This window comes from Anaerolactibacter massiliensis (assembly GCF_900290205.1).
Lineage (GTDB): Bacteria > Bacillota_I > Bacilli_A > Erysipelotrichales > Erysipelotrichaceae > Bulleidia > Bulleidia intestinalis.
In genome coordinates this window covers 226,869-241,748 of sequence record NZ_OLMH01000002.1, presented here as the reverse complement: position 1 = coordinate 241,748, position 14,880 = coordinate 226,869, and the positions used below count along the sequence as shown (strand labels likewise).

Annotated in this window: 9 protein-coding genes; 2 read left to right on the top strand and 7 right to left on the bottom strand. The window is 47.4% G+C overall.

All coding sequences use genetic code 11. The annotated features are described in order from the left end of the window. The first annotated feature begins 162 nt into the window (after positions 1–162). On the top strand, positions 163–1,086 hold the full coding sequence (locus C7E00_RS04705) for a hypothetical protein (protein WP_105303194.1): 924 nt from the start codon (positions 163–165) through the stop codon (positions 1,084–1,086). 39 nt (positions 1,087–1,125) lie between these two features. Here C7E00_RS04705 and C7E00_RS04700 read toward each other — a convergent pair whose 3' ends face one another. From C7E00_RS04700 to malQ, 7 genes are all read right to left on the bottom strand, one after another. Further along, positions 1,126–2,487 carry a site-specific integrase gene (locus C7E00_RS04700; RefSeq protein ID WP_105303193.1) on the bottom strand — a complete coding sequence of 454 codons (1,362 nt, stop codon included), beginning with the start codon at positions 2,485–2,487 and terminating at the stop codon, positions 1,126–1,128. 9 nt (positions 2,488–2,496) lie between these two features. Then, on the bottom strand, positions 2,497–5,469 hold the full coding sequence (locus C7E00_RS04695; RefSeq protein WP_135358163.1) for a hypothetical protein: 2,973 nt from the start codon (positions 5,467–5,469) through the stop codon (positions 2,497–2,499). A gap of 86 nt (positions 5,470–5,555) precedes the next feature. Next, a complete protein-coding gene (gene guaA, locus C7E00_RS04690) occupies positions 5,556–7,142 on the bottom strand; it encodes a glutamine-hydrolyzing GMP synthase (RefSeq protein ID WP_105303191.1) in 1,587 nt (528 codons plus the stop codon). A 14-nt stretch (positions 7,143–7,156) separates the two neighbouring features. Next, positions 7,157–8,761 carry a CTP synthase gene (locus C7E00_RS04685; protein ID WP_105303190.1) on the bottom strand — a complete coding sequence of 535 codons (1,605 nt, stop codon included), beginning with the start codon at positions 8,759–8,761 and terminating at the stop codon, positions 7,157–7,159. 143 nt (positions 8,762–8,904) lie between these two features. After that, entirely contained in the window at positions 8,905–10,098 is a 1,194-nt protein-coding gene (locus C7E00_RS04680; RefSeq protein WP_105303189.1) for a cytochrome c biogenesis protein/redoxin, read from the bottom strand. Next, entirely contained in the window at positions 10,095–10,964 is an 870-nt protein-coding gene (locus C7E00_RS04675) for an undecaprenyl-diphosphate phosphatase (RefSeq protein ID WP_105303188.1), read from the bottom strand. The genes C7E00_RS04680 and C7E00_RS04675 overlap by 4 nt, the downstream gene beginning before the upstream one ends. A gap of 30 nt (positions 10,965–10,994) precedes the next feature. Then, a complete protein-coding gene (gene malQ / locus C7E00_RS04670) occupies positions 10,995–12,452 on the bottom strand; it encodes a 4-alpha-glucanotransferase (RefSeq protein ID WP_105303187.1) in 1,458 nt (485 codons plus the stop codon). Between the two features lie 133 nt (positions 12,453–12,585). Between malQ and glgP the strand changes: the two genes are divergently transcribed. Further along, on the top strand, positions 12,586–14,844 hold the full coding sequence (gene glgP / locus C7E00_RS04665) for a glycogen/starch/alpha-glucan family phosphorylase (protein WP_105303186.1): 2,259 nt from the start codon (positions 12,586–12,588) through the stop codon (positions 14,842–14,844). Positions 14,845–14,880: the final 36 nt, after the last annotated feature.

Genomic DNA, 14,880 nt, shown 5'->3' with positions numbered 1-14,880 from the left:
CAGTTTGTTGCCAGTAATGACCAATTCATTTCACCAAAAGCAGCTTCTTATTCAGCCATAGTGGCTATTATCATCCGATTTCATGCCATTCTTATCAGATGAACCGTCACCATTTCTCATCCCTCATTTTTGTTCGTATACTTCAGATATACGGAGGTATTTATGGCAAAGAAAAGGAAAAATGGCACTAAGAGCATTAGAAACACGAGGGCAATAGCTATTCTGAATGGTGAGAAAATCCCCATTGATACAGAAGATGGACCGTCAGCGACGGAATTCATCGAAAAATATAAAGGAATATGCAAGTTTTACTGCGAGAAATGTCATGTAGAAGTAGTTCCCCGCCGGGCTCCGTATCATGCAAGGCGGAGGAACGGAAATGGGCCGGACTATTTCTTTGTGGCGGTAACAAAACATGCAGATGATTGTCCGTACAACAAAAGTTCAAAGGTAAGTGAAACGACTGCTTCGACTGGCGGCTCTCCTAAGATGGATTACAAAGGTCTTTGCAATTCTCATGATCCTGAAACGAAGCCCTTGAAGCAAGAAGGGGTAACCAACCAGTCTGTTGAAAGCGCAATGGACGAAGACAAGTTAACAAGTTCCGATATAGAATTCAAAAACGGGGAAAAAGTGTTAACGACGCTTCCAGAGATGTATGCATCTATAAACGCAATGTCCGCAGACGCTTTAATAAATGACGAATTACTAAAATGCGAGTTTTTCATTGACAAACATTATCCTGATAAGCATTTCATCAATGATCTGTCTGGTATCCGGATGATCATTACGAAGAGGGTAAGATGGGATAGTATTCCGGATGAAATAAAGCCTTTCGTAAATCGAGGCTATATCTGTTTGGTCAATGAAGATGCTGATTATACCAAGCCGAGAAATGTTCTCTACCTGTTAATACGATGTGAACGGGATTGGAGGCAGAAAGAGTTCACTGAGCGTGTGAGAACAGATCCCCATCGCAACATTGTAATTATTGCAAACTACAAAAAGGTGAAATCGATTCATGATTTACACGTCTACAAAGCCACTGATATCAGTGGGAAGCAGTTCATGTTCATTAATCGATGACAAATCCTAGAGAAAGCCTGTTCTATGGCTTTCTTTTTATTACTTCCGCCAGTAAACCTGGTTGACGGAATCGGTGATATCTACTTCTTCCTTTGGCTTGTTAAGGGCAGGACTCTGCCGGATTTCTAGATTCATCGGCACCGTGGTCTGTATCAGGATCGGATCGTTATACTCTTTGTTTGTTATGCGAACACGAACAGGGCCACTATCAATATTGGTTCTTGCTGACAAAGAAAAATCATTCTTAGGATGATTCAAAGGATGCCTAAGAAGCAGTGTATATAAATAGTGCAGATACTCTTCGTTTGCGTAATCCGCGCGCCGCATTGGCGTATTGTCCATTGCATGTCCCATATAGTATTGAGAGTCTGTCAAGCTGAGGCCGAGATTGTATAAATGCGTCGCAAAGTTTCTGCGGAAAAGATATGTCGTAACATCCTTTTCCTGCAGATCTTCCCATGTATTCTGGGTTTCGATCATGTATGCCGCAATGCCTGACACTTCCTGTTCCTGTAATTTCAGAACATCATGAAGGAATCTTTTTCCTGCAAGTGTCAGATCTTTTGAACGGCAGATCACGCTGAATTGATTGCCTCTGCAGGCAATCGGAAGCTCATCTACGGAAGAAAAGGTTTTCCCAGAAGAGTCTGTATAAGGAAAGCGGATTTGAGAGCAGATATATTCCTCCCTTCCCCGCAGGTAATCAAGAAGAACAGGCATGATTGGCAGCCTTCGCGGCGAGTTGGCCGTCTTGCCGCTGGCTTTCAGAGTATTGTCGCCTAATCGTACAGTCTCAAAAATCTGCACATAATAGCATCCCGGAAACTCTGTCATTTCGCGAATATCACCAAAACTGAGCGGACACGTTTCATTATTTCGCGTACCCAAAAGGAACATCAAAGTGAGACCGGGATTCTCGCCGATTTCCGTTTTTGGATCCAAAAGATACTTTGCTGCAGCCTTCTCTTCTTCAATAGAAAGTGACTTACGGATCTTCAGGAAAGCGGCAGAACGGTCTTCAGTTTCCTTAATTCGATAATCATTTGCCGATCCCCACAGTGTGTTCGGATCAACTCCGATATTCTTAGGATCCTGGAAAAAGCACATGCATGGATCATAAATCAGATGCCGAATACTTGAATTAATACTCTGGTCCGAATACCCGCTCCGCACACGAATTCTGCCGATCAAATCTTCGATTGTTTCTTCGTCATAGTCTTCAGCCGGAGTACTAATATCCACATACGGAAAGATATTTTCTTCGTAGCGCTGAATATATGTGTCATGGGTTTTCGGAAGATTATTCTTATTAATCTCATCAAAGTAGCGATGCGTAATGCCAATGAAGTTCATCTTCCCTTCCGCGGTTTTTTCCTGATATTTCAGAGAAAATGTAGCCATAGATTTCAATCACTCCTTCTTGATCTTTACAACATCAACATCGATTCCGTGCTGCGCATAAGCAAGAATATTCGTAAGCTGGCCAGCGTCCTCAACCGTAAAATCAAGCTCTGTGCAATGATCCGGATCAAGAGTTGAACGGTAGTTCTCTCGCTCTATTTTTCCTTCAATTACGGTTCCCTCCGAGCGTTCCTGGAACAATCGTGCAAAGCGATTCTGCTTAATATAAAGTCGATATTGCGACGCATCATTCTCCATATCGCAATAGTTTCTGGCAAAGGTTGAGTCCGGTTTATTTCCGGTCAGAAAGTCCACCTCATCTTTCTCATACGCGCAGTCTGATAAGGCAAAGTGGCGGAAATTTGAGCGGAAAATATCGCCGTTATAATTCCTCAAATCAATCTGCTCGAATTCCGATTCGTTGATCGGAATCTGAATTTCTTCTTTATCAATGTATTTTTTCAGAATGCTTCGGCAAAGGTGGTTGATCTGTGAAGGAGAATAAATCATGGTTATTCCATTAATGCGATGCTCGCTTCCTCCTCCCACAATCGCCAACGGAGCCATCTGCTGGATAGTATCAAAACCCAGCTTTTCCATCTGACGATCGCGCTCTGCCTTTATGTATTTTCCTAGCAAATCAGGAACCGGAATCATCCGATATGCTTCCCGTTTCTGAAGAGGATGAAATGAATTCCCATCGAAAGAAGCACACCGTCGGATGATAAGCTGATAGAAGGATGCGCCGAATTCTTTCACTTCTTTCAGATCCTGCCACTCAAGTGCGGCGACCGCAGCTGTTTCTAATCCTGTCGTAAGTTTGATCAAAACAGCAAGATATCTTGAGTCCCCCGCAAGATATTTTTTAGAGCAGACAGAGAACAAATCCTTCATGACATCACGTCGGAAATAAGAAGGAACCAGCGCGCTGCGCACCTCATACATCGCACGTTTCTCGTTGCTGACAGCCTCAACTGCATCATGAAGATCGTTGGTGAATGCGTAACCTTTCTTTACAGCAAGATCAAGAATCGCTGAAAGAATTGACTTCAATGCATACTTTGTTTTCTCCCCTTCATAACTCTGATATTTCTCTGAGAGGAGACGATCGACGGCGTCATTCTGAATCAGATCAGCAGTTAATGATCCGATTTCTCCATTCATCAGCTCATTAAAATCAACGTTGTTTCCGATTAAAGAATCGCATTCAGGAAAGAAATAAATGAACGTCTTCAGAGAAACATCATGCGGTTTCAGTACCTTTTGATAGGCGGAAGAAATCTCATGACGAGTCGAATACCGCTTTCCCTGGTATTCTGTTTCAGAATATGGATATACCGTCAGCACCCATTCTTTTACATCTCCAGCCGGTATATTCCTGGCACTCTTCTGCGTCTGATACATTGTCTTTTTCTCATCGCTACCAGGATCTTTGATGAATGCGCGTACTCTCCGGCAACCATCGTCACCTGCAGATTCCGTGTAGAAAAGATGGACTTCATCTGTCAGATCAATGCGCTCAGCCCGATTTCGCTCAGCGTCCGATTTCCTCTCATAGCTATTAAATTCCTGTCGATAGACACTGCGGAAATCAAGATTTGAAGGGAGCTTTTCCATTGCCATTGACAGCACAAGAGGACGGCGTTCAAGGGCTTGATACTTCTGATTCTTCAGTAATCTGTACTGGGAAATCACCACCTGATTGTCCACAGAGTTCTCCATCGATCGAAACCAGACAAGACACTTCCTGGACGGCTTTCGCTCATCATTAATACCAGAAGGAAGAAGCGATACACATTCGATCTGCAGGGCAGTTTCCGCGAGCATTGATTGTATTTCCCCAGAGGAATCTTTCAGATATCCATCACTTGTAAACATGAGAAAACGATTCGTCCCGGCAGATTTCCGAAAAATCCCATACAAATCTTCTGACAGTTTTCCTCCCGGTTCACGCGTCTGAAACAGCAGAATATTGCGAGAAAACGCAGGGTTTTCTTCAAGAAAATCTGCCAGATGATCCACTGAAATATACGAACTCCTGCCTTGTTCAGATTTGCTCAGTATTCCTGCCTGCGCAGAATTATCGACCGCAAAAACGGTTGCGATCTTGATAAGTTCTGCATCATTCCGCCACTTTTTCATGAACAATGGCGAAGGTAAAACGACCAATGCAGAATCCTTTTCTTTATTCAGAAGAGAAGTAAATTGATAATAAACATAATTGTTTTCAAGTGAGTAGTCGTTTGGAATCGAACCTTTCGGATCATTTTCCAGGCAGATCAATGCATCATTTCCGTATAGCATTGCATCCGCAGACTTCCTGATAAATTTCAAACTGCTGTTAAAAATCAGCCGCGAACTATCATCCGTATTATGCTGCAATTCATTCAGAAATTTTGCCGGATTCGAGAACAATTGAAGCAGGATTCTTTCCTGATCCGTTTGATTTCCGTACGCTTTTTTAACATCAGAAATGAAGTTTAATACGTTCTTTTCAACGTTCAATTCTTCCGGCAGCTGAAGAGAAATCTGCGTAATGCATTCATAAAACTGAACGAAATCACGGTTGCTTACGGAAGGAAAACGGCTGCGATACTGAGCGCAGAAGAGCTGCCATGGCGATCGATTTCCATCCGATTTATGAACACGTTCACGCGTCAATTCAACACGAATTTCGTTTGAAATTACGATCAATTCCTGTAACTCTTTCTGCGTAAAATCCAAGCGATCGAAGAACGAAAAGGCCCGATGCTTATCTTCAATCAGATCGGGATATTCAAACCGAATCAAGGAATAAATCGAGCTGACCTGCTCTTTGCTCAATCTGGCATTCAATTTCTCCAGCTCAATCAATACGGGGTCTATGTATTCCATGCCGTCTCCTCCCCATGTTTCTTCAATCATAGTATAGTCATTTTGACACAAGCACGCTTTTAAAGCTATAGCATTTTGCATGATATTTGTGTCATAAGAATACACCATATAGATCTTTTGGGTCAAAATTGGGTCAGCAGGCACGAAAAAACCCCGTAAAATACGATGATTACGGGGTTTCGGAGAAAACAGAATTATTCCAGCTCAATGGTTCCGGGAGGCTTGCTGGTCAGATCATACATGACACGGTTGACCCCCTTCACCTCATTGATGATCCTGTTCATGCAGGTCTGAAGAACTGCCCACGGAATCTCTGCTGCTTCTGCAGTCATGAAGTCTGAAGTAATGACTCCCCTCAGAACCACTGCATAGTCATAAGTTCTTCCGTCACCCATCACGCCGACAGACCGCATGTTAGATAATGCCGCAAAGAATTGTCCCTTGCCCATATCAACTCCGGCTTTTTCAAGTTCTTCCCGGTAGATCGCATCAGCTTCCTGAACGATCTTCACCTTTTCTTCGGTCACTTCCCCGACAATTCTGATGCCAAGTCCGGGTCCCGGGAATGGCTGGCGATAAACCAGGCTGCGCGGAATTCCAAGCTCCAGACCTACCTGGCGCACTTCATCTTTGAAGAGAGAACGAAGCGGTTCCACAATCTCCTTGAAATCCACATGATCCGGCAGACCGCCGACATTATGATGAGACTTGATCACAGCACCTTTCCCGATCCCGGATTCCACAACATCCGGATAGATCGTTCCCTGAGCCAGATAATCTACATGACCGATCTTCTTGGCCTCCTTCTCAAAGACATTGATGAATTCAGCACCGATGATCTTCCGCTTCTGTTCCGGATCTGTCACACCCTTGAGCTTATCATAGAAATACTGCTGAGCATTGACCCGGATGAAGTTCAGTTCATATGGTCCTTCCGGTCCGAATACTGCTTCAACCTGATCTCCTTCATCCTTGCGCAGCAGTCCATGATCCACAAACACACAGGTCAGCTGCTTGCCGACTGCTTTGGAAAGAAGCACTGCGCATACTGAAGAATCCACTCCTCCGGAGAGCGCACAGAGCACTCTGCCATTGCCGATCTTTTCTCTTAATTCTCTGATGGTTGTCTCCGCAAAGGAATCCATTTTCCAGTCGCCGGCGCATCCGCAGATATCAAAGATGAACGTCTTGAAGAGTTTCTTTCCTTCTTCCGTATGCACGACTTCGGGATGGAACTGAACCGCATACAGCTTTTTTTCCGGATTTTCCATTGCCGCAATCGGGCATACTTCCGTATGAGCCGCAACTCTGAATCCTTCCGGAGCTTCAGAAATATAGTCAGTATGACTCATCCAGACTGTCGAGACGTCTTTCCATCCCTTCAGAATTCCATCCGTGAAATCCGCATGAAGCTCTGTATGGCCATACTCGCTCACCGGTGCAGTTTCTACTTTGCCGCCAAGTTCATATGCCATCAGCTGGGAGCCATAGCAGATCCCGAGCACCGGAATTCCAAGGCTGAACAGCCCCGGGTCGCAGGTCAGCGAATCCTCTGCATACACACTGTCGGGTCCGCCCGTCAGAATAATTCCCTTCGGATTCATCTCCTTCAGGGTTTCAAGCGAAGTCGTGTAAGGATGAATCTCGCAGTAGACATGATTCTCGCGCACTCTTCTGGCAATCAGCTGCTTATACTGCCCGCCGAAGTCCAGAACAACAATCTTCTCGGTCACCTGTATTTCCTCCCTTTGAAAAGAATGAGAAAGCAAAAGCTTTCTCATTATAACAGAATGAATTATTCAGCCTCTGCTTTTCTCACTGCTGCCGCAATGAATTCACGGAACAGCGGATGAGCCCGGTTCGGCCGGCTCTTGAATTCAGGATGGTACTGAACCCCGATGAAGAAGTCATCATCCTTGCACTCAACTGATTCCACCAGTCTTCCATCCGGAGATGTACCGACAATATCCATTCCATGAGAGACGAATTCTTCACGGAACTTATTGTTGAACTCATAGCGATGACGATGACGCTCCTGAATCTCCTTCTGACCATAGCACTTCATCAGCAGGCTGCCATCCTTGATCACGCATGGATATGCGCCAAGACGCATCGTGCCGCCTTTATCAATATCATCACTCTGATTCGCCATGAAGTCGATGACCTTATGCGTGCTCATCTCATTGAACTCATTGGAATTCGCATCCGCATAGCCAAGCACATCTCTGGCAAACTCAATCACCGCAATCTGCATGCCAAGGCATAAGCCAAGGTACGGAATATTGTGCGTGCGGGCATATCTCGCACTGGCAATCATTCCTTCAATGCCGCGATCCCCGAATCCGCCCGGAACAATGATCCCCTGCACGCCAGCGAAAATCTCGGGAGCAGTTTCATCATTGATTCCTTCGGATTCAACCCACTTGATGCGGACATGTGCATCATTCTCATAGCCGCCATGATGAAGCGCTTCCTTGACGGAAAGATATGCGTCATGAAGCTTCACATATTTGCCGACCAGCGCAATCGTAACGTGCTTGGAGCGATTATGAATCCGATCGAGCATCTTATTCCATTCCGTGAGATCAATCGTTCTCGGATCCATATTCAGCTCACGGCAGACAATCTCAGAGAAATGCTGACGCTCCAGCATAATCGGAGCATCATAAAGAGATTCCACTGTCGTATTCTCAATCACGCAATCCGGCTTGACATTGCAGAACAGGGAAATCTTATGCTTGACATCTTCCGGAAGCTCGCCATCGCAGCGGGTAATGATGATATTCGGACGAACTCCGGAATTCTGCAGTTCCTTTACAGAATGCTGCGTCGGCTTGGACTTATATTCATCCGATCCCGGAATAAACGGAACCAGCGTCACATGCACAAAGCAGACATCCTCCGCCGGATGCTCAATCGCGATCTGACGGATTGCTTCGATGAATGGCTGCGATTCGATATCACCGACCGTTCCGCCGATCTCCGTGATAACCACATCTGCACCAGCCTTCTCGCCAACCGAGTAGATGAAGCGCTTGATCTCGTTGGTGATATGCGGAATGATCTGCACGGTCTCGCCAAGATACTCCCCGCGGCGCTCCTTCTGAAGCACATTCCAGTAGACCTTCCCAGTCGTGAGGTTCGAATATTTATTCAGATCCTCATCGATGAAGCGTTCATAGTGGCCAAGATCAAGGTCGGTCTCTGCACCATCATCAGTCACGAAAACTTCACCATGCTGGTAAGGACTCATCGTACCCGGGTCAACATTGATATACGGATCCAGTTTCTGAGAAATTACCTTGAATCCTCTCTGCTTCAGAAGTCTGCCCAGCGAAGCAGCAGTAATTCCCTTGCCAAGTCCTGATACCACACCGCCCGTAACGAAAATGTACTTCATACTTCTTTCCTTTCTGCCTCCACAAATAAAGAGAGGCTTTAAACCCAACGGCCCTCAAGCCGTTTTTTTTATTGCCTCTCGGTACGGCTAGATTATAGACCTGTCTTCTGCGGTGCGCAACAGAAATCTGCGTGCTTGCATCATCAGTTTCCCGAAGCCTCAGAAATCGCCTGATCCAGGGATTCATCCGGCAGATAGCCGGGAATATATCCCAGAAATGAGCCATCCGGTTTCAGAATAAACGTATAAGGATACCCCTGCACACCATACCGTGAAGAAACCGAGAAATCCGTGTCATAGAGAATCGTCATGGAATAGCCAGCATCCTTCATATAGCGCTCCACATCACTCACGTTTCCTTCGCCATTATAACCTGGTGCTGCAATCAGCAGTATCACGACATCCTCTCTGGTATCATGGATTTCCTGCAGATGCGGAAGTTCCTGGTTGCAGTACCCGCACCACGTTCCGAAGAAATTCACAACTACTGTTTTCCCGCTATAATCCGTCAGCGAATGCGCATTTCCTTCCGCATCTTCCAGCGTGAAATTGTATTTTTCTGCATCCGTGTGCGTACCTGAAGACGCTTCAGCGAGCGCACCTGGTTCAGCGGAAACTTCTGCAGTCGGTTCTGCAGCAGCTGTCTGCACCTGGCTGATCTGCTGATTGGCCTGCACGAGCATATAAACACCCATTGCCAGCAGAATCGCTCCGCCGATTTTCTGCGTGTACTTCACGACATTCCGCTTCTTCTTCAGAAAGCGGAGAACTTCTTCCGTGAACAGACCAAGCAGGATGAAGATCAGCAGGAAACCCGCCGCATACGCAGCGATATAGGCATAGCCAAGCGCTCTGGAAGACGCATCTGCAGCCATCACGATCGCACTTGCCAGCAATGGCCCTACGCAGGGACTCCAGGCAAAGCTGAAGAAAAAGCCAAGCAGAAATGCACTGAGCGCATCAGATTCCTTCTTCCTGGAAGAAGGAAGCCGATGTTCCTTCATCAGAAACGGAATCTGGATCACTCCGAATTCCGTCAGTCCGAACAGAACAAGCAGAATGCCTCCGGCAATCGAGAACTGCACGCTGTGCGACTGAAAGAACGTATTCAGAATTCCGGCTCCGGCGGCCGCCAGCACAAATACGAGGCAGATGCCGAGCACGAACCAGAGCGTCATCCAGGCCGTATGTTTCCGGGCAGCCTTCGGATCCGTTTCGGTTTCTTCAGCGGTCAGATAACCGGCAAGCACCGGAATCAGCGGCAGAACGCAAGGCGAAAAGAAGGACAGAAGTCCTTCCAGAAACAGTGCAGCGATGCTGAGAGATGAAGAATTCATGCCGAAACTCCGGCCGGCAGAACTCCCATCAGTCCGAGCACCAGGATAATGACACCGAGAATGATGCGATACAGTCCGAAGATCTTGAAATCATGCTTGCGGATATACTTCAGGAAACTGCGGATCACGATCACGGAAACCACGAACGAGACAATCATTCCCACTAAGAGAACCACCGTTCCGCTCACGCCCATCGATACACCTTCGCCCGCCATCTTGACCAGTTTCAGAAGCGAAGCACCGAACATGACCGGAATCGCCATGAAGAACGAGAACTCTGTAGCAGTTCCTCTGGAGCAGCCCATGAGCACCGAACCGAGGATTGTCGAGCCAGAACGGGATGTTCCAGGAATCAGCGCCAGCGCCTGAAAACAGCCGATCTTCGCAGCTGTGCCGTAATCCATCGCATCAATCGAATGGATCTTCGGCTTGCGGCTGCGGTTTTCGATCCAGATGAACAGAATTCCGTATACAATCAGCGCAATCGCGATCACGGTCGGCGTAGAAAGCTTCGCATCAATAAGATCATCCAGCAGCACGCCGGCAATTCCTGCCGGTATTGTCGCAATGATCACTTTAACCCACAGCTGAATCGTCTGTTTTTTCTTCTTCTCATCCTTGGCCTTGTCCCATGGATTCAGACGTCTGAAATACAGCACCAGCACAGCCAGGATCGAGCCGAACTGAATCACGACTTTATACATATTCCAGAAAGCTTCATTGCTGGCAGCGTCCTGGAACACTCTCAGCGGCAGGATCGTATTCAGAAGAATCAGATGACCAGTCGAAGAGATCGGCAGCCATTCCGTGATTCCCTGGACGATTCCGAACAATACGGATTTGATCATTTCAATCAGCAGTGACATATCTTACTCCTTGTTCACCGGTTCATTATACTATTTTTCCCTGCCTCTTCCGCTGCCGGAAATCATTTCCGCAATCTTCGGAATTCTCTCTTCAAAACTTCTGAGATCCTTCAGCCTCCAGCTCCAGTTCTGCGAGCCGACTGTGGAAGGCGTGTTGATTCTTCCTTCTTTGCCAAGATGAAGAAAATCCGCCATCGGAATCACCGCCGCCTCAGCCTCGCTGTTCAATGCCACCCGGATCAGCGAATCACAGGGATTCCGGGGATCATAGCCATGTTTCTGCAGCCAGTTCCGGAATGCTTTTCTCTCTCTGGCAGTCCTGCTCTGATACCAGGAAAGGATTGTATCGTTATCATGAGTGCCTGGATAGACAAAGCAGTTCTCAGAAGTATGGAATTCTCTTTCCGGATCAAACGTGAACTGCAGGATATTCATGCCTGGAAAATGATAACGGTCTCTCAGCTTCAGCACCTGCGGCCTCAGATCTCCGAGGTCTTCTGCCACAATCTCAAGATCCGGAATCTGCTCCCTGACAAGGTCGAGAAGCTCCTTTCCAGGTGCTTTGATCCATGCTCCTTCTCTTGCAGTAGGACAGGATGACGGGATCTTCCAATAGGTATCAAAGGCACGGAAGTGGTCCAGCCGAACCACATCATAAAGACGCGTCGTATATCCGAGCCGGTCGATCCAGAAGGAATAATGATGTTTCTTCAGATTATTCCAGTTATAGATCGGATTGCCCCATCTCTGTCCGTCTTCCGAGAAACAATCCGGCGGTACGCCGGCAATGAACCGCGGATGTCCATCCTTATCCAGCAGGAAGCTCTCCCGATGCGACCATACATCCGCACTGTCCAGACCCGGATAGAACGGAATATCTCCGACAATCTCCAGACCGAGATCATTGACATGCTGCTTGAGATTCTTCCACTGCAGGAACAGTTCATACTGCAGGAAGACCTGATACAGAATCTCATCTTCATACTGCTTCAGGTCCACGGAAGATTCGTTCAGAGGCAGATCCCGGAAGGCAAGATTCTTCCATTCCGGCCACGGCTTGTTTCCTTCGATCTTGCGGAACGTCCGGAATAGTGCATAATGCCGCATCCATTCCTGGAAACTGAATGTCATGAAGCTCAAGTCCTCCCGGAACCTGGAGAATGCTTTTCTCAGATATCTTTCCTTATAAGCACGTACTTCTTCATAGGAAATCCGATTTCTTGAAACATGGTAGTCCGGAACATGATCCAGAAGTCCCTGCTGCTCCAGAAGATCCAGTGAAAGATACAGCTCATCCATCGCAAATGAAGAATACGGCTGATACGGAGAATTCCCGTATCCCACCGGATTCAGCGGCAGAATCTGCCAGATCGAGAAGCCTGCCCTGGCAAGATCTTCCGCAAAACGATATGCCTCCGGCCCGAAGTCACCTGACCCGAACCTTCCCGGCAAAGATGCCACCGGCATCAGAATTCCAGCTTTTTTCATAAGATGTCTCTTCCCTTTTCCAGTTTTTTCGTGTACTGTACGATCGAATTGTATCGGATTTTCACGATTCTGATGCGATTATTCTGTTGTAAACGTTTACGGAAACGTTTACAATCAAGAAGGAGGAAAATCTATGGAACTGGAAAAACAGCTGAATGATACACTCGGAAAGCCTATCGCAGAGGCAAGCAATGAGGAGCTCTATCATGCATGCCTGACTCTGGTGAAGAAGAAGGCAGAAGAAATCCCGATGACTGCCGGAGACAAGAAACTCTACTACATCAGTGCAGAATTTCTGATTGGAAGACAGCTCGGCAAGAATCTGATCAATCTCGGCATCTATAAGGAAGTCGATGAACTGCTGAAGAAGAATGGAAAATCCCTTTCCGCAGTCGAAGAAGAAGAGCCGGAGCCTTCGCTCGGCAATGGCGGTCTCGGCAGACTTGCCGCATGTTTCCTGGATTCCATCGCAACGCTGAATCTGGCAGGTGACGGCATCGGCCTGCGCTACCACTTCGGACTGTTCCGTCAGGAATTCGTGAACCGCCGTCAGCACGAAGTTCCGGATACCTGGCTTGGCGAACCATGCATTCTGAGAAAGACTGATGTCACCTTCCCGGTTTCTTTCGGGAACAGAACCGTTACCTCCAGAATGTATGATCTGGACGTTCTCGGCTACAAGACCGGACATAATACCCTGCATCTCTTTGACATCGATACCGTGGACGAATCCATCGTCCATGATGGCATCGAATTCGACAAGAAAGCCATCGAAAAGAATCTGACCCTGTTCCTGTATCCGGATGATTCCGATAAGGACGGACAGCTGCTTCGCATCTACCAGCAGTACTTCATGGTATCCAGCGCTGCTCAGCTGATCCTGAAGGAACAGAAAGCACTCGGCCATGATCTCCATCATCTGGCAGACTACGTCGCCATTCAGATCAATGACACGCATCCGTCCATGGTCATTCCGGAACTGGTGCGCCTGCTGATTCAGGAAGGCATGCCATTCCGCGAAGCAGCAGAGATCGTTTCCGATGTCTGCGCGTATACAAACCATACGATTCTGGCAGAAGCCCTCGAGAAATGGCCGCTGGATTATCTCTCCGCAGTCGTTCCGCAGCTTATGCCGATCATCGGCGGTCTCGACTGGGGTGTCATCTGCGCATACAACAATAACCCGGATCTCAACATCATCGACAATCAGAACCGTGTCCACATGGCCCGCATGGACATGCATTACGGACACAGCGTCAATGGTGTTGCCGCTCTGCATACCGAAATTCTGAAGCACAAGGAACTCCGGCCGTTCTACAACATCTATCCGGAGAAGTTCAACAACAAGACCAACGGAATCACCTTCCGCAGATGGCTGTATCACTGCAATCCGGAACTTACTTCCCTGCTGGATGAATTGATCTATGATGACTGGAAAGCAGATGCTGACTGCCTTCAGAATCTCATGCAGTACTACAACGATGAGAATGTCCTGCATCGCCTGGATGAGATCAAGCATCACAACAAAGAGAAGTTTGCCGCATTCGTCAAGCGCACGGAAGGCGTTGAAATCGACCCGGACAGCATCTTCGATATCCAGGTCAAGCGCATGCACGAATACAAGCGCCAGCAGATGAATGCACTGTATGTCATCTATGAATATCAGCGCATCAAGAACGGCCAGACTCCGGCCCGTCCGATCACCGTCATCTTCGGCGGCAAGGCAGCTCCCGCATATATCATGGCAAAGGACATCATCCATCTGATTCTCTGCCTGCAGGAGCTCGTCAACAATGATCCGGAAGTCAGCCCTTACATGAAAGTCGTGATGCTGCAGAACTACAACATCGCAAAAGCAGAAGTGACCATTCCGGCAGCCGATCTCTCCGAACAGATTTCCCTGGCTTCCAAGGAAGCATCCGGAACCGGAAACATGAAATTCATGCTCAACGGCGCAGTTACCATCGGAACCAATGATGGTGCAAACGTTGAGATCCGCGATCTGGTCGGCCGCGAGAACATCTATACCTTCGGCCGTTCCAGCGATGAAGTCATCCATCTCTATGACACGAACGGATATCATGCGATCGATTTCTACAATCGTTCGGAATCCATCCGTCACTGCATCGATTTCATCACCGGTCCGGAAATGCTGAAGATCGGCGACAAGGAACTGCTGACTGCAGTTTCCGACAACCTGAAGAATAAAGACTGGTTCATGACTCTGCTGGATCTCGAAAGCTATTGTGCCGCAAAAGAAACAGCCATCTACGATTACAGCAATCGCGAGAAGTGGACGCGCATGATGCTGGTCAATACCGCAAAGTCCGGCTTCTTCTCCAGCGACCGCACGATCGCAGAATACAATCGCGATATCTGGCACCTCAAGTAATTCTGAAAAAGAGAACCTCGCCGGTTCTCTTTTCTT